This is a genomic window from Flavobacterium gossypii (assembly GCF_014138495.1).
Classification (GTDB): domain Bacteria; phylum Bacteroidota; class Bacteroidia; order Flavobacteriales; family Flavobacteriaceae; genus Flavobacterium; species Flavobacterium endophyticum.
In genome coordinates, this window is sequence record NZ_JACJIS010000001.1 from 1,581,657 (window position 1) to 1,602,710 (window position 21,054).

General features: G+C 35.7%; 18 protein-coding genes and 1 tRNA gene. 5 read left to right on the forward strand and 14 right to left on the reverse strand.

What is annotated here, in order from left to right:
* Positions 1-384, forward strand: coding sequence for a DoxX family membrane protein (locus GGR22_RS07270; RefSeq protein WP_182493108.1), 384 nt, complete (start codon positions 1-3; stop codon positions 382-384).
* On the opposite strand, the gene GGR22_RS07275 is transcribed toward GGR22_RS07270, so the two are convergent.
* The 7 genes from GGR22_RS07275 to GGR22_RS07305 form a co-directional block, all read right to left on the reverse strand.
* Positions 385-2,652, reverse strand: a complete 2,268-nt coding sequence (locus tag GGR22_RS07275; protein WP_182493109.1) for a helix-turn-helix domain-containing protein — start codon at positions 2,650-2,652, stop codon at positions 385-387. It abuts the gene before it with no gap.
* Between the two features lie 91 nt (positions 2,653-2,743).
* Positions 2,744-3,322, reverse strand: a complete 579-nt coding sequence (locus tag GGR22_RS07280; RefSeq protein ID WP_121375688.1) for an OmpH family outer membrane protein — start codon at positions 3,320-3,322, stop codon at positions 2,744-2,746.
* A 231-nt stretch (positions 3,323-3,553) separates the two neighbouring features.
* Positions 3,554-4,408 carry a class I SAM-dependent methyltransferase gene (locus GGR22_RS07285; protein ID WP_182493110.1) on the reverse strand — a complete coding sequence of 285 codons (855 nt, stop codon included), beginning with the start codon at positions 4,406-4,408 and terminating at the stop codon, positions 3,554-3,556.
* The gene (locus GGR22_RS07290) at positions 4,408-4,920 is read right to left on the reverse strand and encodes a hypothetical protein (protein ID WP_182493111.1); all 513 of its coding nucleotides are present in this window, start codon (positions 4,918-4,920) and stop codon (positions 4,408-4,410) included. The genes GGR22_RS07285 and GGR22_RS07290 overlap by 1 nt, the downstream gene beginning before the upstream one ends.
* Before the next feature lie 10 nt (positions 4,921-4,930).
* Positions 4,931-6,802 (reverse strand): tRNA uridine-5-carboxymethylaminomethyl(34) synthesis enzyme MnmG, encoded by a 1,872-nt coding sequence (mnmG, locus tag GGR22_RS07295; RefSeq protein WP_182493112.1) that lies wholly within the window; start codon positions 6,800-6,802, stop codon positions 4,931-4,933.
* A 96-nt stretch (positions 6,803-6,898) separates the two neighbouring features.
* On the reverse strand, positions 6,899-7,318 hold the full coding sequence (ybeY, locus tag GGR22_RS07300) for an rRNA maturation RNase YbeY (protein WP_182493113.1): 420 nt from the start codon (positions 7,316-7,318) through the stop codon (positions 6,899-6,901).
* Positions 7,311-10,640 (reverse strand): DUF4175 family protein, encoded by a 3,330-nt coding sequence (locus GGR22_RS07305; RefSeq protein ID WP_182493114.1) that lies wholly within the window; start codon positions 10,638-10,640, stop codon positions 7,311-7,313. The genes ybeY and GGR22_RS07305 overlap by 8 nt, the downstream gene beginning before the upstream one ends.
* Positions 10,641-10,825: 185 nt before the next feature.
* Between GGR22_RS07305 and gltX the strand changes: the two genes are divergently transcribed.
* Positions 10,826-12,340 carry a glutamate--tRNA ligase gene (gltX, locus tag GGR22_RS07310; protein ID WP_182493115.1) on the forward strand — a complete coding sequence of 505 codons (1,515 nt, stop codon included), beginning with the start codon at positions 10,826-10,828 and terminating at the stop codon, positions 12,338-12,340.
* Positions 12,341-12,414: 74 nt separating this feature from the next.
* Entirely contained in the window at positions 12,415-13,428 is a 1,014-nt protein-coding gene (locus tag GGR22_RS07315) for an SPFH domain-containing protein (protein ID WP_121375696.1), read from the forward strand.
* Positions 13,429-13,477: 49 nt separating this feature from the next.
* Here the strand turns inward: GGR22_RS07315 and GGR22_RS07320 are convergent, their stop codons facing one another.
* The 4 genes from GGR22_RS07320 to GGR22_RS07335 form a co-directional block, all read right to left on the reverse strand.
* Positions 13,478-13,720 carry a DUF6327 family protein gene (locus GGR22_RS07320; protein WP_182493116.1) on the reverse strand — a complete coding sequence of 81 codons (243 nt, stop codon included), beginning with the start codon at positions 13,718-13,720 and terminating at the stop codon, positions 13,478-13,480.
* A gap of 12 nt (positions 13,721-13,732) precedes the next feature.
* Positions 13,733-14,086: a competence protein gene (locus tag GGR22_RS07325; protein WP_121375698.1), complete on the reverse strand. Its 354-nt coding sequence runs from the start codon at positions 14,084-14,086 to the stop codon at positions 13,733-13,735.
* A gap of 12 nt (positions 14,087-14,098) precedes the next feature.
* Positions 14,099-14,425: a YtxH domain-containing protein gene (locus GGR22_RS07330; RefSeq protein WP_121375699.1), complete on the reverse strand. Its 327-nt coding sequence runs from the start codon at positions 14,423-14,425 to the stop codon at positions 14,099-14,101.
* A gap of 304 nt (positions 14,426-14,729) precedes the next feature.
* Positions 14,730-16,823, reverse strand: coding sequence for a glutamine--tRNA ligase/YqeY domain fusion protein (locus GGR22_RS07335; protein ID WP_182493117.1), 2,094 nt, complete (start codon positions 16,821-16,823; stop codon positions 14,730-14,732).
* Between the two features lie 153 nt (positions 16,824-16,976).
* On the opposite strand from GGR22_RS07335, the gene folB reads away from it, so the two are divergent.
* Complete coding sequence (gene folB / locus GGR22_RS07340; RefSeq protein ID WP_121375701.1) at positions 16,977-17,336, forward strand: dihydroneopterin aldolase; 360 nt, start codon at positions 16,977-16,979, stop codon at positions 17,334-17,336.
* 1 nt (position 17,337) lies between these two features.
* On the opposite strand, the gene GGR22_RS07345 is transcribed toward folB, so the two are convergent.
* The gene (locus GGR22_RS07345; protein ID WP_246336925.1) at positions 17,338-18,984 is read right to left on the reverse strand and encodes an LTA synthase family protein; all 1,647 of its coding nucleotides are present in this window, start codon (positions 18,982-18,984) and stop codon (positions 17,338-17,340) included.
* A gap of 424 nt (positions 18,985-19,408) precedes the next feature.
* Here GGR22_RS07345 and GGR22_RS07350 point away from each other — a divergent pair.
* A tRNA-Cys gene (locus tag GGR22_RS07350) sits at positions 19,409-19,479 on the forward strand.
* 78 nt (positions 19,480-19,557) lie between these two features.
* On the opposite strand, the gene GGR22_RS07355 is transcribed toward GGR22_RS07350, so the two are convergent.
* Together GGR22_RS07355 and GGR22_RS07360 are read right to left on the reverse strand one after the other, a co-directional pair.
* Positions 19,558-20,241 (reverse strand): LysE family translocator, encoded by a 684-nt coding sequence (locus GGR22_RS07355; RefSeq protein ID WP_121376254.1) that lies wholly within the window; start codon positions 20,239-20,241, stop codon positions 19,558-19,560.
* Between the two features lie 112 nt (positions 20,242-20,353).
* On the reverse strand, positions 20,354-21,034 hold the full coding sequence (locus GGR22_RS07360; protein ID WP_182493119.1) for a head GIN domain-containing protein: 681 nt from the start codon (positions 21,032-21,034) through the stop codon (positions 20,354-20,356).
* Positions 21,035-21,054: the final 20 nt, after the last annotated feature.

Here is a 21,054-nt window from a genome sequence, read left to right on the forward strand (position 1 = left end):
ATGAACAACACTGCTTCTATTCTAATTTTGGTATTTTTAGCCGTAACCTTTTTACAATCAGGCTATGATAAGGTAATTGACTGGCAAGGAAACGTAGGCTGGCTCAAAGGTCATTTTGAAAAAACATTCATCAAAAATACCGTGCCGCAATCCTTGATGCTTATTTTAATTCTAGAAATAATCGCAGGAATTCTTTGTGTTGCGGGTATCGTCGAGATGCTAGTGAACGGCGAAACGACGTTTGGCTTTTACGGTTCTGTTGTTTCTGCTGTTACCTTGATTTTCTTGCTGTTCGGACAAAGAATCGCAAAAGATTATGACGGTGCTAGGACAATCGCTATTTATTTTGTTCCTGCTATTTTAGGCGTATTTTACATGCAATAATTACAGCGAAGCTTTAAACAATTTCAGCTCGTCCCAAGTAAATTTATTTCCGTATTTTTCTTTCAGGCCGTTGAGAGACTCTTCGTCGTAGCCGTCAAAAGCTTTGGCCAGCTCGCGAATTTTATCTTCGGGAAGAATGTCTGATATGGAAACCATTCCTGATTGTATTAATTTGGCAAAATGGTTGCTGACTGTCTGCTGCGTAAGCTTGCGAATGCCCGCAATTTCTGCCAATGAATTTTTCTGAAGCCACAACTCATACGTTTCTTCGACGGTAGATTTTTTAGGTTCTTTTTGAGCCTTTTTCTTAGGTGCATAACGTTCTACTTCATAATCTTCTTCCACCAATGTAGCATGAGTTTTCTTGAATTCTTCTTTGATGGATTCTAATTTTTTCGATTTGTACGATCGTATTTCGGGCGAATCTAGATTTTCTTTGCAAATTTCAAGTTCAGAAGCGACAATTTCAATCAGCAACTTGGCTTTCATAAGCCGCAAGATTGCCTTGGTCTGCAGTTCTTCTAACGCATAAAGTTCTTGGAAAAATGCTTTAGCTTTTTTGACGCGTTTCACTTCTTCCAATTTCCATAAGATTTCATACTCAAGTGCATCCATAGGCTTCATGAAATAATCATGAGCCGCATTTATTCTTTCTAAAACAAATTGGATATCAAATGCTTCGCCATAGAATAATTTGTCTAGCTGGCGCATAAATTTTGCTGCCGGTTCTACAATAGACCCAATGGTTTCTGCCTGCCGCTTTGCCCATAGCATGTGCTTTGACTTTTCTGATTTTTCAGCATCTTCGTTATAGCTGTATTGGTGGTTGCGCCACTCTTGAGCCAATTCTTTCCAATCAAAGCTGTTTTTCAGATAATTATGGACAAAACTTGTGGTTTCTTTTTGCAATGAAGCTTGAAGAAAATCCTCTGAAGCCTTATTCATTGAATACTGCACTACATCTTGATCGTTCGAAATGCCATTCATCTGCAGCGGAGAAAGCAAAATAAGCCCTTCTAATGAACGAAGTCTCGAAAGCGCCACATACGCCTGTCCAGGAAGGAAAACTTGCGATACATCAAGCGCAGCTTTATCAAATGTCAGTCCTTGACTTTTATGAACGGTTATCGCCCAGGCTAATTTAATCGGATAGTGCGTAAATGTTCCTAAAATTTCCTCATCAATTTCTTTCGTATCTGGATTAACAAGATATCGGATGTTTTTCCATTCATAACGCTCTACTTCAATCGTCTTGTTTTCATCTGGAAAATGAACCAAAATCTCTTGTTCTGATAAGGATTTTATGATGCCCATCTTTCCGTTGAAATAGTTTTTTTCTAGCGAGAGATCATTTTTGACGAACATGACCTGTGCCCCTATTTTGAGGTTTAGCTTTTCTTCGAAAGGGAAAATTTTTTCTGGAAAATCACCCACAATTTCAGGCAGATATGTCATTTCCTTTCCTTGCAAATCCGCTAATGATTGAATATTCATTGCATCGGCTTTTGCATTATGTGTCGTCAGTATAATATAGCCCTTGTTTTCCTTTAGGTCAAAATCAGGCTTTACGTACTGGTTTAGGTTCTTAATGTCTTCGGAATCAATTTGGTTATTGCGAAGATTGTTTAAGATTGAGATAAATTTATCGTCCGTCTGACGGAAAATTTTCGAAAGCTCGATATATAAAGGCGGATATTGCTGCATAACATGCGAATGGAAAAAGAATTTCCCCCTATAATAATTCCGTAAAGTTTCCCATTCTTCGTTTCTGATTACCGGCGGAAGCTGGAGCAGATCGCCAATAAACAAAACTTGCACTCCGCCAAAAGGAAAGTCTTTTCTTCTTATGCTCCTCATTGTAAAGTCAATAGCATCGAGTAAATCGGCTCTAAGCATGCTGACTTCGTCAATGATCAGTAATTCCATGTTTACGATAACCGATTTTTTAGGTCCAGCCATCCTAAAATGGCGCCTCAGCGTATCTTTAGTTTCAAATTTTACAGTGTCGGAAAAGTGTGGAGCCTTGTTATATTCTGGTATAAATCCGGCAAAAGGTAACTGAAACATTGAGTGAATCGTTACACCTCCAGCGTTTAAAGCCGCTATTCCGGTAGGAGCTACGACCACAGTATTCTTATGGGTAGATCGGATGATTTCGCGCAAAAGCGTCGTTTTTCCGGTACCTGCTTTTCCTGTGAGAAATAAAGAGCGCTGGGTCTGATTGATAAATTTTAACGTGTAGATTGCTTCTTCGGATAGTTCGTGCATTGGCTTATATTTTTCGAAATCGAAAAGTAGTCAATTTTGGATAATTACGCTAAAAAAAATGCCTTCACTTCGGAAGGCATTTAATTGATTTTTATTTTTTCTCTTCGGCTTTCGCTTCGTCCTTTTCTTCGGTTTTTGCTGGAGCTTTATAATTGTCGTTCAATTCCTTAACGATCTTATCTGTAAGATCTAACTGATCTTTTGCATACAGGATTGTCGCTGCATCGCCAGTTCCATAGATATACGTATAGCCGTTTTTCTTGCCATACTCTTTGATGTATTTTCTTACTTTGCTTACAACAGAATCTCTTTCAACTGCGGCTTCTTGTTGCAATTGCTGGCTCATAGCTTGCTGAGCATACGTTAATTGCTGTTCTTTTTTCTGCAATTCTGCTCCTTTTCTTTGTGCCCATTCTTGTCCGTTTGCTTGTGCGTTTCTACGGAAATTATCAGCTTCATCTTGGAATTTTTTTACTTCATTTTGAAGTTCTCTGCCCATCACTTCAGACTTTTCTTTGAATTTGGCCTGAAGATCTTTTGACTCTGTATATTCATCCATCAATTTTACAGTATCAATATAGGCTGTTTTTTCAGATGTTGCTTTTTCCTCAGCTTTGTTGCAAGAAAATAATGAGATTGCAATTGCAATTGCTACTATTGATTTTTTCATTCTATTAGGTTCTTTTTAATTGGGCTCAAAAATAGGAAAAAAAAGTTATAAATGCTTAAAGTGTTAATTTTCGATGTTTTTTCAAGCCATAAAATTAACCTATTGCTTTAAAAATACATATAAATTATTACTATTGAAATTGGATTCAAATAAAGCGTTTTAAGGCACTTTCTAAAACAGGCAATATATTTCGATGTTTAGGAAGAAAATAAACTATTAGGCGTTTTTATTTTAATTTTTAGCGCTTTTTAGCACATAAATGTGTGAAGAATATTCAAAATTTTGCTTTGCTTTCCAATTTGACTTCAAACCGACAAAAAATGCTTTTATAAAATTCATTTTTCCAGTTTTATATTTTTCGGAAAGAAGGCTGACATAAAAAGAGTCAAATTTCATCGGCAAGATTTTTACCAGCTCAATATTTTCTTTTTGAAATAGTTTTTGAATAGCTGTTTTTGAAAAATGCCAAAGATGTCTTGGAACATCATAAGCCGCCCAAAATTCTTTATAATGATTCGCATCATACGATTTGAAATTTGGAACCGCGATAATAATCGAACCATTTGGCTTGAGCAGTCTTTTTAATTCTTTAATCTGATCTTCCAAATTTGGTACATGTTCGAGCACATGCCACATGGTTATGATATCAAATGAATTATTTTCGAAATCACAGGTATTTAGTTTCAACTCTACTCCTTTTTGATTTGCAATGGATCTTGCTTTTTCGCTTGGTTCGATCCCTAAGGCATTCCAACCATTATTTTTTGCAACTGAAAGAAAATCACCTGTACCTGCACCAATATCTAAAAGCGCTCCTTTTTTATCCTGTAGATTATTAATCAGCGATAATTTATTTTTTAAAGCGATATTTTTTATAAAATGATATGCTTTTTCGAAAAGAGAGCGTTTTCCATCAGTATGCGAAATATAATCTTCGCTTTCGTAATATCTCGATAGATTTTCTGCATCAGGCTGCGGTAAAGTTACCAGCATATCCAAGTTTTCATCATACAACAATTCGAAAATTTCTTTTGAAACAGAATTATCTTTTACGGTTTGGAAATGCTTGAGATTTGTTGAAATCATTATTTAATTTGAATGTATTCGTCTTTGAGGTTTTTGAGGTAAGTCGTTGCCATGTTTTGTAAAATGGATTTATTCGAAAGACAATCTTCGTTAAATTCACTAATCATTGAAATGGCAATAAATTTTGGCTGTCCGCCAACAATGTTGGCAATATTCTCTTGGTTCTTTGCAGCAAAATTAGAAATCCCGAAATATTTGTCAAATTCTGAATTTTCATAAACTATCATCTTATATCTGGCACCATCGATGCTAATCCAAAATTCTCTAGTCAGATAATTGTCTAGCTTGTACTTGATGGCAAGAAATTGTTCAAACGGGAGATTCGTCACATTATTCTCAAAAATAAATGCATTCAGTGGTTTTGTACCGAGAATTTCTTTTCCGTTTTCAGCAATATAATAGTCGTCTATTTGATAACCCGCTTTTGCTCCTATGCAACTTTGTAAAATAAAAATTATCAAAAGAATCGAAGTGATTCCTTTGATAATGCGGTTTTGAGTAATTCGTTCCACGTGAAACATATTATCTTCCCATGTGAATTAATAATACGGAAATATCGCTTGGCGACACGCCGCTAATTCGAGAAGCCTGTGATAAAGTCACCGGACGAATCTTTTTGAACTTCTCACGAGCTTCATGCGACAATGATTTAATTTTATCATAATCGAAAGATTCCGGAATTTTTACATCTTCCAAACGTGTAAGCTTATCAGCGTTATTTTTTTCTTTTTCGATATAGCCTGAATATTTCACTTGGATTTCGGCTTGTTCGAGTACTTCTTTATCTAGATTGTTTTCTTCGATGTATTTTGCAACTTTTTCAAATTTTAGAATATCCTCTAAATCAATTTGTGGACGAGAAAACACTTTAAACATTTTATCGGGTTGCGAAATCAACGCGGAACCTTTTTCTTCAAGAATCGGATTTGTTTCTGCTACCGTCACGCTGGTTTCTTTAAAGAAGTTGACAATCGCTTCTGATTCGTTTAGCTTCTTCTCCATTTTTCTCATGCGTGTTTCGGATGCCAATCCAATTTCATAAGACATTGGAGTTAGTCTGAAATCTGCATTATCTTGACGAAGTAATGTTCTGTATTCTGCGCGCGAAGTGAACATTCGATAGGGTTCTTCTGTACCTTTCGTGATTAAGTCATCGATTAAAACGCCAATATACGCTTCATCTCTTCGTAAAATCAAAGGATCTTTTTCATGCACTTTTAGATGCGCATTAATTCCTGCCATTAATCCTTGAGAAGCGGCTTCTTCATAGCCTGTGGTTCCATTAATCTGACCGGCAAAATACAAACCTTCTACAAGCTTTGTTTCTAGCGTATGTTTTAACTGCGTCGGCGGGAAATAATCGTATTCGATTGCATAACCAGGACGGAAGAATTTCACATTTTCAAAACCAACTACTGAACGCAATGCTTTAAATTGGACTTCTTCAGGAAGTGATGTAGAAAATCCATTTACGTATACTTCTACCGTATTCCAGCCTTCGGGCTCGACAAACAATTGGTGTCTATCTTTATCTGCAAAACGGTTGATTTTATCTTCAATCGACGGACAATATCTTGGACCAAGACTCTGAATTCTTCCATTAAACATTGGAGAACGGTCGAAACCTTCACGCAATAAATCGTGTACTTGCAACGACGTATACGTCATATGACACGATTTTTGGTGCGTCAGCGGCTTGGTTTCATCCGAATACGAGAACTTATCAGGAATTGCATCACCAGGCTGTTCTTCCATCTTAGAATAATCGAGCGAACGCCCATCCACACGTGGGGGCGTTCCTGTTTTCATTCTGCCTGACGTGAATCCAGCACGAACTAAATCTTCTGTAATTCCGTAAGCAGCTCCTTCTCCTGCTCTTCCTCCACCAAATTGTTTTTCTCCGATATGGATCAATCCATTCAAAAATGTTCCATTGGTCAGGACAACGGATTTGGCTTTGATTTCAATTCCAAGCGATGTCTTGATTCCTTTTATCTTTCCATCTTCGATAATCAATCCCTTGACCATTTCTTGATAGAAATCAAGATTAGGTGTTCTTTCGAGCATCAAACGCCATTCTTCTGCAAAACGCATTCTGTCGCTCTGAACTCTTGGCGACCACATCGCAGGTCCTTTTGATTTGTTGAGCATCTTGAATTGAATGGCTGTTTTGTCGGAAACAATTCCGGAATAACCACCCAAAGCGTCAATTTCTCTCACGATTTGTCCTTTGGCTATACCGCCCATCGCAGGATTGCAGGACATCTGTGCGATGTTCTGCAGGCTCATGGTAACCAATAAGGTTTTTGAACCCAAATTCGCCGCTGCCGCGGCGGCTTCTGAACCAGCATGCCCGGCTCCAACAACAATCACATCGTATGTATCTTGAAACATTTTATTTTCTCCTTTTCGATTTCAAAAAACTGAAATCTTGTTTTGTTCCACGTGGAACGTTATTCCAAATTGTGTGTATTTGAAAAGATGTTTAAGCTATTGTTTCACGTGGAACATCGCTATTTTCTCTTCTTCTTTTTGACGCATCTTCAATTCGTCTTCTTCCGATTTATCTTTGTACCCCGCATAATGCAATATACCATGCACAAGAACTCTTTTTAATTCCTCATCAAAACTTACATTAAAGTCCTTAGCATTGTCAGCAACTCTTTCAACAGAAACAAAAATATCGCCATGCAGTTCATTCCCTACACTATAATCGAAACTGATAATATCTGTTAATGTATCATGATCTAGATATTCAACATTTATTTTATGCAGGTATTCATCATCACAGAAAATATAATTGATATCTCCCTCCTTTTTGGATTCCGAAATGATCACGTTAGAAAGCCATTCGGAAATAGCAGTTTCATCAGACAATTCAAAATCGGTTTCGTAATTAAAACTAATCATCTTTCTTAAAATATTCTTGAACCTTTTGGTTGTAATTTGGCCGCAAAGGTAGTGTTTGTCTGTTTAATATCTCAATACTATTCAAATATTGCTTTAAGGCAGGAGAAACAGCATTTGTCTGGTTATTATAGTCCTTTTTGTTTGTTTGTGATTGGCGCTTTTTCTCTTCTCCTTGCTGCTGGATAGCATTATCTAATTTCAGTAATTCATGTTTTAGATTTAACATCTTTTGGAGTGTCTCATTTTTAAAACCTTTATTCAGCAAATCTTTTTCAATCTGCTTCATCTGGTTCAAAGCGTTCTGTCCGTTACCACCCATGCCTTCTTTCTCTAAAGCTTTCTGCAATGCATCACGAAGACGTTGCTGTTCTTTATAAATCTCCAGCACCTTGCCGGCATCGCCTTCTCCGTCTTCGCCACCTTCACCTTCATTGGCACCTTTCTTTCCGTCTTTGCCTTTGCCTTCTTTACCGGGTTTTCCATCCTTACCTTCTTTTCCATCGCCAGGCTTCTCACCTTTCTTCATTCCTTCTTTCATCTTCTCGCCCAAGCCTTGTTGTTTCTGAATAATGTCTGGAAGTTGCATACCCTCGCCCTGCCCTTGCTTTGGCTTGCCAGAACCTGATCCAGACATTTGCATCTGCATTTGCATATTGTTCAGAATCTCACTTAAAAAGTCAGCTAATTTGTTTGATGAAGCCACGGCATATTGTTGATGCGAAACTCCTTTTGGAATTTGTGCCTCAGATAAATTCTCAAGAGATTTATCGATGTTATAGTGTACATTACCTACTTCTGTTGTGATGTTCTCACCTATTTTTGGATTTCTCAAAGACATGGCAAAAAGGCTATCATCAACATGCTTGAACTGTTGTTTTAAATCTTGCTGTATTTTTAAGTTTTTATTGAATGATAATGACCCTTTTTTAAGGCCTTTAAAATTCTTCATCAGGTCTTCTTGTGAGAAAGAATAGGCTAAAAGATTATCCAAAATCTGACGTAACATTTTGACATCTTCTTCTAGCTGTTCCATCTCACCTCCAGCCATACTTTCCATCATATTACCGCTCATCTTTTTCATCTTCTGGGCGGCGCTTTTTTGTTTAGGCTTGGCCTTAGCTTTCTGATCTTTCTTCAATTCATCAGAAGCTTTTTTTAAATCTTCATCAATACTTTTCTCAGTCTGCTCGTCTTTTGGAAGATCAATCGGTTTTTTTAATTCTTGATTGTCCTTTTCAAGCTGCTCTAATTCCTTCTGAATTTTGTCAAATTCTTTATTAATTTCTTCTTGCTTATCGGTGGAATTCTCTTTGTCTTTATTGGACAAATCTTCTTGTTTTTCTGAAAGCTTGTCTAATTTATCTGCTAACTGTTCTGCTTTCTTTTCAACATAAAATTTCTTTGTCAGTTCAACCAACTGTTCTAAATTCTTGGTTTGATTTTTAGAGCTTTGTTTGAACTTATCAATCTTTTCGAAAAGCTCTTCTTCTCTTAATTTTTCAGATAGTTTTTGCAACTCATCCAAAAGCTTTTCATTCTTTTCTATTTCCTTCTCCGCTTTTTCTAAGCGTTCTTTCAATTCTTCTTTGAATTCATCTTTCTTGTCGGTCTTAAACTTATCCAAGTTGTCTTCCATCTTCTTAGAAAACTCTTTCATCATTTGCTCCTGCTGCTTTTGACGCTGAATAAATTCATTTACTTTTTGCTGATCTTTGAATTCTAGATTCGTTTTTTCTTTGCCTAATTTTTGAAGTTTGTCTAGCTCTGATAACTGTTTATCTTGATTTTTAACTGATTTTTCAAGGCTGTTTATATTCTCATTTTGCTGTTGCAGATTCTGTTCTTCTTTCTCTTCAACAGTAGCCAATCTATCAGAAAAAACTGAAGATTTAGTAGACTTGTAATTGTGCAAAGCATCATTATCAAAAACCTCAAAATAGTACTCATACGAAACACCTTCTTCCACTGGAATCTGTCCTGGAAACGAAAAGATAAATTGATCGAAGACATCCTTTTTTACAGGAAGTCCCATTTTCTTAGCTTCATTCGTTTTACCTTTTGGATAAAAAACAATCTGTAGTTTTGACAGACCGTTATCATCCGAAACTTGTCCGACGATTACATTTTGGTTCAGTTTTAAACTATCGGGAGCATTGTTGACAGCAATAGTTGGGAACTGATCTTTGATTACAGAAATCTGATAATTGAGCTTTTCGTAATGCTTTACTTTAGCATTTGAAGTCAAAATTTGATATTCGGTGTTCTGATTTATGTTTTTTGTAATCTGAAATGTATTTTCATTAGCTGAAAATGGTGTAATCGTTTTTAAATCAGACCATTCCACCGATTTAGTAGCCAAAGTACTTACTTTCCAAGTCACTTTTGTTCCTTCTGGAACGATTGCATTTCCGGAACCTTGAATTGTTTCCGATTTCTTATTCAAATACGATGGAAAATTCAAGACCATTTCAAAATTAGCAATCGTCGGAACCGCTACAACAGCCAATTCATAATCTTTAGAACTTACTTCATTGGCTTCGATATGAAAGCTAATGTTTTTGGCCGGCTTTGTAAACTTATATTCAAAAACGCCAGGCTTTGTACTTTCCATGAAATAACTTTCTCCATCAATAAAAATCATGGCGTTTTCTGGAACGACTTTGCCTTGTGATTTAACCTGCAATACAAAATCATTTCCCTGTTCTGTCTGCAAAGATGGATTTGTAACCAGAAATGAAAAAGGAGCTGGCGGTGAGAAGCGTTCATTGTATCGCACTACCCTATTGAAACTTTGCGTAATCATATCGCTGTTCCCTGATATCAAAAAGAAAACAAAAAACAAAATTGGAATAATTGCCCAAGGAAGGTATTTTATGTTGCCTTTAAAATTTATGGCATTTCCAAACGGAATCGGATTCAAAGTTTTTGCTTTTTGGTCAATTGAAGCTAATAGTAATTCCGACTGGTTTTTATCGTTTGATAATTGGAGAAAATTTTTCAGCTTATCATCAACTTCCGAAAAATGATTTCCGATGATGTTTGATGCTCCTTCATAATCAATTCCCTTTTGAAGCTTGAACAATTTGAAAAGCGGGAATAGTATAAATCGAAATAACAGAAAAAGTTCCACGAGGATAAATGTCCAAAACAAAATGGTTCTTCCCAAAGGTTTCAGCCAAAGGAAATATTCGACAAATAGCGTAAATAGCAAATACAGCAATCCTAATCCAACAAAGAAAATTAATCCTTTGAGGAGTTCGTTCGTGTAAAACTTTTTGATGAAAGCTTCTAATTTGTCGTATATCAATGCTTTATTTTCCAAAATCTTGAATGGTTTCTTTATAACCGATAAAAGTAATAATTTATATTAATATGGAAGGTTAAAATTGAGGCCTCTGATTTTAGTTGACAGTTAGGTAATTTAAGGTAGAAACTTTACTCAAAACTGATATTGACTAACCGACAACATTTAACTAAAATCGTATCTTTGCACCAAAATTTATTAAAATGTCTAGACCTATTCGTGTTCGTTTTGCCCCAAGTCCAACAGGACCTTTGCATATTGGTGGTGTAAGAACTGCCCTTTTCAATTATCTGTTTGCTAAAAAACATGGTGGCGTTTTTTATCTTCGTATTGAAGATACCGACCAAAATCGTTTTGTTCCTGGCGCTGAAGCTTATATTTTAGAAGCTTTAGAATGGCTTGGAATTGCTCCAGATGAAACAGTCGGAAAGAATGAAAAATTTGGTCCTTACCGCCAAAGCGAAAGAAAACATTTGTATAAAGAATATGCCGACCAATTGGTAAAATCGGGTTGGGCTTATTATGCTTTTGATAGTTCTGAAAATCTAGACCAATTGCGTAAAAACGAAGAAGAGCAAGGAAAGACTTTTATATACAACCACGGAAATCGTGAACAGCTAGACAATTCGTTGACTAATTCTGCTGAAAAAACAGCGCAGCGAATTGCAGATGGTGAAGAATATGTAATTCGTTTTAAAACTCCGGTAAATGAAATCTTGCACTTGAACGATATGATTCGCGGTGAAGTTAAATTTGACACGAATCTTTTAGACGATAAAGTGCTATTCAAGGGTGACGGAATGCCAACTTACCATTTAGCAAACATAGTAGATGATCATTTGATGGAAACATCACACGTAATTCGTGGGGAAGAATGGCTGCCTTCAATGCCGTTGCACGTTTTGTTATACAGAGCATTCAATTGGGAAGCTCCAGAATTTGCACATTTGCCATTGATATTAAAACCTGTCGGAAATGGAAAATTATCAAAGAGAGATGGCGACAAACTTGGATTTCCAGTATTTCCTTTGGAATGGAAAGATCCGAGCTCAGGCGAAATATCTTCAGGATATAGAGAAAAAGGATTCTTGCCAGAAGCTGTTATCAACTTTTTAGCATTATTAGGCTGGAGTTCTGGAACCGACCAAGAATTGTTTACACTTGACGAATTAGTAACGCTTTTCGACTTAGGACGCGTTCATAAAGCTGGAGCCAAATTCGATCCCGAGAAAAACAAATGGTTCAACCACCAGTATTTCCAAAGAGCGGACAATAAAGTCTTGGCACACCAGCTTTCCCATATATTGGTCGAAAAAGGAATTAACAAACCGATTGAGTTTGTAACGGAAGTGGTTCGTTTGGTAAAAGAACGCGCAACATTTGCTTCAGAACTTTGGGAGTTGTCAGAATTTTTCTTCGAAGCACCAACATCTTATGATGAAAAAGCGTCCAAAAACTGGAAACCAGAAACAGCGGAATTGATGGAAAAATTGATTGTTGTTTTAGAAAATACTTTAGACTTTTCAACAGAAAATGTCGAAAACACAGTTAAAGCTTGGATGACTGAAAATGAAATCGGAATGGGCAAAATCATGCAGCCGCTTCGATTGAGTTTAGTTGGTTCTTTAAAAGGCCCTCACCTATTCGACATCATTAGCTTGATTGGAAAAGAAGAAACAATCAGACGAATCCAAAAAGCGATAGCAAGCTTGAAATAATAAATTAATTAAGCCTTTCAGAAATGAGAGGCTTTTTTTGTACCTTAACCCAATTAACTTTTAAACACTGTATTATGGACTTAAACATTCCTTTGTATGTATTTTTATTCTTCGCCTTATTTATCTTCTTCTCATCGTTTTTTACGGTAAAACAACAGACAGCAGCAATCATCGAACGTTTTGGAAAATACCAAAGTATTCGTCATTCTGGTTTGCAGTTAAAAATTCCAGTAGTAGATAAAATTGCAGGCAAGATCAATTTGAAAATCCAGCAGCTTGACGTTATCATCGAAACAAAAACGAAAGAAAACGTATTTGTGAAAATGAAAGTCTCGGTACAGTTTAAAGTAATCCAAGATAAGGTATACGAAGCATTTTACAAGCTCGAATACCCACACGACCAAATTACATCTTATGTATTCGACGTAGTGCGTGCAGAAGTCCCTAAATTGAAATTAGACGATGTTTTCGAAAGAAAAGATGATATTGCCATCGCCGTAAAACGTGAATTGAACGAAGCCATGACGACGTATGGTTACGATATCATTAATACATTGATTACGGATATTGATCCTGATATCCAAGTTAAAAATGCAATGAACCGTATCAATGCGGCCGACAGAGAAAAATCTGCAGCAGAATACGAAGCAGAAGCAGGAAGAATCAGAATCGTGGCAAAAGCAAAAGCCGAAGCCGAAAGCAAAAGATTGCAAGGACAAGGTATTGCTGACCAAAGACGCGAAATTGCTCGTGGATTGGTAGAAAGTGTCGATGTTTTGAACAAAGTAGGAATCAACTCCCAAGAAGCTTCTGCTTTGATTGTTGTTACGCAACATTATGATACGTTACAGGCAATTGGTGCTGATACTAATTCAAACTTGATCTTATTGCCAAATTCTCCTCAAGCGGGAAGCGATATGTTGAATAATATGGTTGCCTCATTTACTGCTTCAAATCAAGTTGGAGAAGCTATGAAACGTGGTGCTAGAAAAAGCAATGAAGTAAAAAGAAGTTCTATTTCTCCTCAAGACCATTCGCATAGGGACGAGCATAATACTCCAGATGACACGATTACTCCTGCAGAATAATTTTAGAAATTAATACATAAAAAAAGAGGCCATTTGGGCCTCTTTTTTATTATAAACGAAAAATCTTTTTCGTCAGATATGCTATCCCGACATTTTTAAGCGGTCCGGATAAGCTTCCAATTATATTCAAGGCTATACCGGGTACAGTTCCTAAAATGTTTTTAGCCGTAAAACTATCTTTAGTCTCATGAAAACTTTTGTTCATTTTTTCATAAGCCAAATCTTTTTCTACTTTCAAAATCTGTAATTCCCTATTTATTTCCTCGTAAGAAGAATAATTTTTTACTTGCATAAGGCTTTCCATTTAGTATTTTTTGAAAAATAATTTCGAAAATGTTCTTAGAATTGGGCCTTCCACAATCTTATCTTGTGTGTAATATACCAACAAAGCAAGAACGAAATAGATGGCGCCAACAATCAAGAATCCATACGCAAAATTATCAAGACTATATCCAATCGCTAGTGCTAACGCAATTGAAAAAAATAGGGTTACAATCACCAACATAATGCTCAACATGAATAATTTGAGCATTAACGTGGTAGATTTCATTGCAAGTTTAAAACCCCAAAGTTTATAGTAAGCAATATTAGCATCTAAAAATTCTTTGGCGCGGTCTTGCAGGTCGTCGGTGTTTTCTTTTATTTTTTCAAATGCCATAGAGCAATTTTTTTATTTTTTGTTGGCTGCGGCAGCTTGTGCTTTTAAATCAGATAGTTTTTTTTCTAAAGCAGCAATTACATCTTCTTTGGTGTCTTGAGCGTTTGCAACTAATTCATCAAATCCAGATTCCAAATCAACTTTGGCTTTTGAAAATTTACTTTTTACCTGATCAGACAATTGATTGAATTTATTTTGCAATTCGTCTTTTTGGTTGTCAAATCCGTCTTTGATTTTTTTTCTTGTTTTTTCACCTTTGTCTGGCGCAAATAAAATTCCTACTGCTGCACCAATTGCAGCTCCTGCTAATATTCCGATAACTGTGTTTGATCTTGACATAACTTTTTTGATTTTTTAGGTTAATAATTTAAAGTTACATTTAATTTTAACATTTTGATGTTAATAACCAGTTAAAGTATCCTCAAGTTTTCTAAAACTTAAATAACTCGATTATAATAAAGTTTCTTAGTCGTGGTCATATATTTTCCTTCTCTTTTAAAAATAATGGCTTATAATTAATTTATGAAGGTTAATTTTGATTATTAAAAACTATATAATTTAAAATTTCAATAGAATATTACAATAATAGAAAAAGCTCCACATTTGGGAGCTTTTCATTTATAAAACTTATTATTTAGAATTTCTAATTTTCAGAAAGCAAATTTAAAACCTGCTCATTTTTTTCTGAATTTTTCAACTCTAAAAGCTGAGAAGAAAATTCACTGAAATTGATTGCATCCTTTTTTAAATTTTTAATCACTTCTAATCTTACAAAAGGCGATTCGCTTTTTAAAGACATTGAATATAATTTATGCAAGATCTCTAATTCGATATCTGAAGTTTTCAGGTTGGAAAATTTCAAAAGGAAATTAGAAAACAACAAAGAGCTTTTATTATTGTTGATGTTCTTCTTCAATGTATTTTGCAATAAACTGAAATTTGAAACATTTTTTAGCTCCTCTCCTATCGCTTTTTCAACTGAATTTCGCTCTTCGTCTGTCGCAACTTTGAAATATTTGTTGATTTCTTTCAGCGAATTATTGATAATATTTTCTTCTTTTTTGCCTTTTTCTTCCCAAGTATCTTTTAAGGCAACTGTTCTATTGAAAACTAATTTTTCTTCTGTAGAATCCTTATCTACAGTAAAATAACCCAATCTTTGGAATTGAAATTTATCTTCATTTTTAGCATCTTTCAGGCTTGGTTCCAAATAACCGGTAATAACTTGAAGCGAATTCGGATTCACAAATTCTAAGAAGTCTTTTCCTTTATGAGTATCTGGAGATTCGTCGGTAAAAAGTCGGTCATACAAACGTACTTCAGCTTCAATCGCATGTGCAATCGAAACCCAGTGCAAGGTTCCAGAAACTTTTCTTTGGCTCGCTTCTGTCCCACTGCCGCTTAAACTATCCGTATCATAAGTGACGTGAATTTCCGTAATGTTTCCAGCAGCATCTTTTACAACGCTTTCACCTTTAATGATATAGGCGTTTTTCAAACGGACTTCTTTTCCTAAAGTCAGACGGAAAAACTTACCGGTTGCTTCTTCTAAAAAGTCTTCTCTTTCTATATACAATTCTCTTGAAAAAGGGACTTTTCTGAATCCTGCTCTTTCATCTTCTTGGTTGTTTTCTGCGTCAAGCCACTCTTCTTTTCCTTCAGGATAATTCGTAATAACCAATTTTACAGGATCTAAAACGGCCATAACGCGAGGCGCTGTTTTATTCAAATCTTCTCGAATGCAGAATTCTAAAACAGAAACATCAATCAAGTTATCACGTTTTGCAATACCAATTGTGTTGGCAAAATTGCGGATAGAAGCTGGCGTATACCCTCTTCTTCTTAATCCCGAAACGGTTGACATACGCGGGTCATCCCATCCGTTAACATGCTTGTCTTCTACTAATTTTAAAAGTTTTCTTTTGCTTACAACGGTATGCGAAAGGTTTCTTCTGGCAAATTCTCTTTGTTTCGGACGAACCTTTTTATCATCATAGATTTGGTCTAAAAACCAATCGTATAATTCTCTGTGAGGCAAAAATTCTAGCGTACAAAAGGAGTGTGAAATCTCTTCAAGATAATCGCTTTCTCCATGAGCCCAGTCGTACATTGGATAGATTTTCCAATCGTTGCCTGTTCTATGGTGATGCTTGTGCAAAATACGGTACATGATCGGATCACGCATCAACATATTTGTTGATTTCATGTCGATTTTTGCTCTCAAAATATGTGATCCCTCAGGAAATTCGCCGTTTTTCATTCTTTCGAACAGATCAAGGTTTTCTTCCACAGAACGATTTCTATACGGACTGTCAACTCCTGGAGTCGTAGGCGTGCCTTTTTGGATCGCCATTTCTTCAGAAGTCTGGCTATCTACATAGGCTTTTCCTTTTTTGATAAATTCAACTGCCCAATCGTATAATTGTTGGAAATAATCAGAAGCATAACATTCGTGCGCCCATTGATATCCTAGCCACTGTACGTCTCTTTTGATTGCATCTACAAATTCCTGCTCTTCTTTGGCAGGATTCGTATCGTCAAAACGAAGGTTTACAGGTGCTTGATAATCAATACCCAATCCAAAATTCAGAGCAATCGAACTTGCATGGCCGATATGCAGATAACCATTTGGTTCAGGCGGGAAACGAAAACGTAATTTCTGTTGAGACAAGCCATTTTTAATGTCTTCTTCAATGATTTGCTCAATAAAATTCAGTGCTTTTTCTTCTGATGCCATATTTATAAATTAAGAGCGCAAAGTTATTCATTTTGGCGCGAAAAAGCCTAATTTTTATTCTTTAATGCCTAATTTTGGAGTACGAAATTATCTAAAAAGTAAATCCTTTCAGATTGAGGCTAACCTTCTGAAATCAAAAATCATAACTATATCATGGGAATCATCAAGCTCAAAAACATCAGAACTTATTCTTTTCACGGTTGCTTAGTAGAAGAAAGCAAAATCGGATCCGATTATTCCGTGGATTTGGAAATCAAAGCCGATATGCGAAAACCGATGGAAACTGATGAATTGGAAGATACTGTTGATTATGTGCATCTCAATAAAATAGTGATGGAAGAAATGGCTGTCCGCTCTAAACTTTTGGAGCATGTAGCGCATAGAATCGTACAGCGTATTTTTAGAGAAATTGCTTCGGTTTCAAGAATAATCGTTTCGGTTTCAAAAATAAATCCCCCAATCGGTGGCGACGTTGAAGCCGTAACCATCCAGATTGAGGAATATAGAAGCTAATTTATTTTTTAACCTTGTATTTCTTTTGTTTGTAAAGATCTGAAGCTGCTGTAACATGAGCTAAGGCATCTTTTGCCAGTTCTTCGTCTAATTTCATTGGAGTCAGAACGGAATCATTTTCAATTTTAAATTGTAAAGGTTTTTTGTTTGGTTGCATGATAACTACTTGGTCTTCTACACGGAACGCATTGATATCGTGGAACTGCATGATTGCTCTTCCTTTTGTTTCTGGCTTGATATCATGGATGTTTCTTCCTGGCATTGGCGTCTGAACTTTCATTCCAATCATACTCAATAATGTTGGCGGAATATCAATCTGGCTGCTTAATTTGGCATATTTTTCTCCTTTTGGAACTTGCGGACCAATGATCAAAGCCGGAATCCTGAACTTTTTAATCGGAACCAGATGTTTTCCGTAGGTTCTGGTATTGTGATCGGCAATTACAATAAAGACTGTATTCTTGAAATAGTCTTCTTTTTTAGCTAGTTCAAAGAATTTTCCGATTGAAAAATCAGCATATTTCATTGCATTGTTTACTGTATTTTTCTTTTTGTCGAATAGCTTGATTCTTCCATCAGGAAATTCAAAAGGCTCATGGTTCGATGTTGAAAACATCAATGAAAAGAAAGGCTTGTCTTTTTGAGATTTGAAATAATCATTTGCTTTTGTAGCCAAATCTTCGTCAGAATAGCCCCAAGTTCCTTTAAAGGCATATTTCTTTCCATCGTTGTCAAAATCTTGTTCATCAACGATATTTTCAAATCCATTACCGTTGAAAAAAGAAGCCATATTATCAAAATTAGCACTTCCTCCGTAGATAAAACTTGTGTCGTATCCTTTGTCTTTCAGTAATTCTGCAAGTGTAAAAAAGCCAGATTGAGAATTGCTTAATTTCACTACACTTTCAGAAGGAGAAGGCAAAAAGCCAGTAACTACAGCTTCGATACCACGAACGCTTCGAGTTCCGGTGCAATACAAATTTGTAAACAATAAGCCTTCATTTGCTAATTTGTCAAAATTAGGAGTTAATGGTTTTCCTCCAAGGCTTCCTACGTATTCAGCACCAAGGCTTTCTTGCAAAAAGATAACGAGATTGTATGGTTTTTCGCGTAAAGAATCCGGATTTTGGTTGTGTAGTAAAGGCAAAGCAGCATCTGTAAAATCTTGCGAGGAAGCAGTCATGTACTTTTTTACTCTATCATAGGCTTCATTCGCCTCCATCTTTCCATACATTTTGGCCGCATTGTCTTCATTTTTTAGGGAGTAAGCGGCAAAGGCAACCGTATAAAAAGAATTTAGTCCTACACAATTGGTCAACTGATCGGTTGAAAAAACAGCATTACTTGCGTTTATAGGGCGTTTTGAAGTCAAACTGGAGCGAGCTCCGAAAAACAATAAAAAAGCCACTAGAGGAAACAAAATCAGCTTGGTTTTATAATCTTGCGCTGAAGGATAGAATAATTTTTTTCCTTTCTTGTATCCAAAATAAACAGCAACACCTAAAAAAATTGTCGTGAATATCAAGGAAGGCAGATAACTTTTCAATAAAGTACCCATTACTTCTTTTGGATAAATCAAATAATCAAGGAAAAGCCTGTTTGGTCTGGTATCGTATTGTGCCACAAAATCGGGCGTAGACAACTCCATCAAAAGGAATAGGAAAAGAAAAAATAGAAAATAAATATTTAGGAATTTTTTAATCTTTTGCAGGAATTTATCAGGCAGCAGACATATCAAAACTGCAGGAAGAAAAGAAATATAACATAAGATAATCAAGTCAAATCTCAATCCAATTGGAAAAATGTGCCAATAATTTTCAGTTTCATCTATCCTATCCCTATACAGGAAAAAAAGCACTATTCTACTTAATGTCATAATAATCAGACCAATAATCATAAAATTAAATATTGGTTTAAGGAAATTGAGCTTTTTTACCATTGTTTATACGATTTTGATTTTTGTCAAAATTAAAATTAATATTAAGAAATGATTAAAATTAAAAATTAATATTTACTAAAGATTTTCTTGCGTTACTGCAAATAATATGTAAATTTGCCATCCAATCAATTATGGCGTCGTGGCCGAGTGGCTAGGCTGGGCTCTGCAAAAGCTCCTACAGCGGTTCGAATCCGCTCGATGCCTCTTCAAAAGAGATACTGAAAAGTGTCTCTTTTTTTTTATGTCCTTTTTTGAAATAAAAAAACCAGCGGGGAGCTGGCTTTATTTTCTTTTTTCTATTTTTTCTAAGGCTGATTTTACAAGCTTTTGGTCGCTTGGAAACCATCCCTGGAGCATAATTGAAAATCCGAAGATTATTAAAAGTATGCTTGTTATTTTTTTTATCTTCAGAATATTAGACGAAGTCATCTTGCTTTTAAGTCTTTTGGCCAGAAACATTTTTGCGATATCAACCATCAAATAAGTTCCGATTACCGAGGCAAAGAAAACAATCAATCTGGATGTTTTTAAATCGAGCTGAGGCCCAAAGGTGATGATAATCAATAGCCAGAATCCGAGAACTCCGACGTTTATAAAATTAAGCAGGAATCCTTTTATGAATAGACTTCCGTAGTTTTTTTTAATGAGCTCTACTTCGGCATCGTCAGAAATATTTTTGCTGGCTTTATTAAGCTGGAGATACGAAATTATTCCATACGTAAGCATGATCAATCCTCCGAAAATAAAGAGTGCAGGTTCGTCTTTTAAGCTGTTTATAAGTCGGTAGCTACTAAAATAAGCAATGCAGATAAAAAGAATATCCGCTATAATTACTCCAAAATCAAAAACCAACGCAGCACGAATACCTTTGACAGCAGCGGTTTCAAGTAATATAAAAAAAACAGGCCCGATCATAAAGCATAGGAATAAACCTAAAGGAATGCCTGTTAAAATGTCTTGAATCATTAAAAAAGGATTGTAATTTTTGAAAGTTTGTCTATCAATATTCAATCAGCAATTTATGCAAATTAAAAATAGTAACACAAAGATAATTCAAAAATTACAATCCTTAACAGACTTATCGTTTGGATTCCGTAATGTTTCCTCCAGCAAAAGTCTTTTTGTTTATTTTTTTAGGACTTCCGTAAATGGTAATGTCGCCTCCTGCCCTAGTTTTTGCATCGACAAGTTCTGAAGCTTTTACATCGGCTTCACCTCCTGCATTTATGGCTACAGTTGTTTGTGATGTTTCTAAATCTTTAGCATCAACAATTCCGCCAGAGTTAATAACAATATCTTGATTATTAGCGCTTCCTTTTAATTTTACTATACCTCCAGAAGTGGCCTTAACTGCTAATTTTTGGGCATCAAGATTGATTTTTATTTCAGCACCTTCTTTCGCATTTACGCTAAAATCAATCGCTTTGAAGGTAGCTTCGCTTGATACGTAAGAACCTTCGCTGGCTTCGATAGTTTCAATTTCATTTTTAAAATAAAGAATCGCTGTAATGTCTTCGCCTTTCAAAAGTTTTTTAAGCTTCATCCTGATTTTTAGGTCTCCATTTTTATTGACAATTTCTACATCGTCTCTTCGGTCTCCTGTAATTTCAATCTTATTTTCATTTGCAGGAACCAATTGGACCGATATTCTATCAAAAACGCGAACTGCGTCAAAATCTCCTAGATTTTTGGTAAGTTTTTCTTGTGCAAAATTGATTTGCGTCAGCATTAAAAATGCTACTAAAAGTATCTTTTTCATTGTGTTAGTATTTATTGGTT

What these genes read in the sequence shown, in the direction of transcription:
- GGR22_RS07270 (WP_182493108.1), top strand. Translation starts at nt 1, where the DNA reads ATGAACAACACTGCTTCTATTCTAATTTTGGTATTTTTAGCCGTAACC.
- GGR22_RS07275 (WP_182493109.1), bottom strand. Translation starts at nt 2,652, where the DNA reads ATGCACGAACTATCCGAAGAAGCAATCTACACGTTAAAATTTATCAAT.
- GGR22_RS07280 (WP_121375688.1), bottom strand. Translation starts at nt 3,322, where the DNA reads ATGAAAAAATCAATAGTAGCAATTGCAATTGCAATCTCATTATTTTCT.
- GGR22_RS07285 (WP_182493110.1), bottom strand. Translation starts at nt 4,408, where the DNA reads ATGATTTCAACAAATCTCAAGCATTTCCAAACCGTAAAAGATAATTCT.
- mnmG (WP_182493112.1), bottom strand. Translation starts at nt 6,802, where the DNA reads ATGTTTCAAGATACATACGATGTGATTGTTGTTGGAGCCGGGCATGCT.
- ybeY (WP_182493113.1), bottom strand. Translation starts at nt 7,318, where the DNA reads ATGATTAGTTTTAATTACGAAACCGATTTTGAATTGTCTGATGAAACT.
- gltX (WP_182493115.1), top strand. Translation starts at nt 10,826, where the DNA reads ATGTCTAGACCTATTCGTGTTCGTTTTGCCCCAAGTCCAACAGGACCT.
- GGR22_RS07315 (WP_121375696.1), top strand. Translation starts at nt 12,415, where the DNA reads ATGGACTTAAACATTCCTTTGTATGTATTTTTATTCTTCGCCTTATTT.
- GGR22_RS07320 (WP_182493116.1), bottom strand. Translation starts at nt 13,720, where the DNA reads ATGCAAGTAAAAAATTATTCTTCTTACGAGGAAATAAATAGGGAATTA.
- GGR22_RS07325 (WP_121375698.1), bottom strand. Translation starts at nt 14,086, where the DNA reads ATGGCATTTGAAAAAATAAAAGAAAACACCGACGACCTGCAAGACCGC.
- GGR22_RS07330 (WP_121375699.1), bottom strand. Translation starts at nt 14,425, where the DNA reads ATGTCAAGATCAAACACAGTTATCGGAATATTAGCAGGAGCTGCAATT.
- GGR22_RS07335 (WP_182493117.1), bottom strand. Translation starts at nt 16,823, where the DNA reads ATGGCATCAGAAGAAAAAGCACTGAATTTTATTGAGCAAATCATTGAA.
- folB (WP_121375701.1), top strand. Translation starts at nt 16,977, where the DNA reads ATGGGAATCATCAAGCTCAAAAACATCAGAACTTATTCTTTTCACGGT.
- GGR22_RS07345 (WP_246336925.1), bottom strand. Translation starts at nt 18,984, where the DNA reads ATGGAGTTGTCTACGCCCGATTTTGTGGCACAATACGATACCAGACCA.
- GGR22_RS07355 (WP_121376254.1), bottom strand. Translation starts at nt 20,241, where the DNA reads ATGATTCAAGACATTTTAACAGGCATTCCTTTAGGTTTATTCCTATGC.
- GGR22_RS07360 (WP_182493119.1), bottom strand. Translation starts at nt 21,034, where the DNA reads ATGAAAAAGATACTTTTAGTAGCATTTTTAATGCTGACGCAAATCAAT.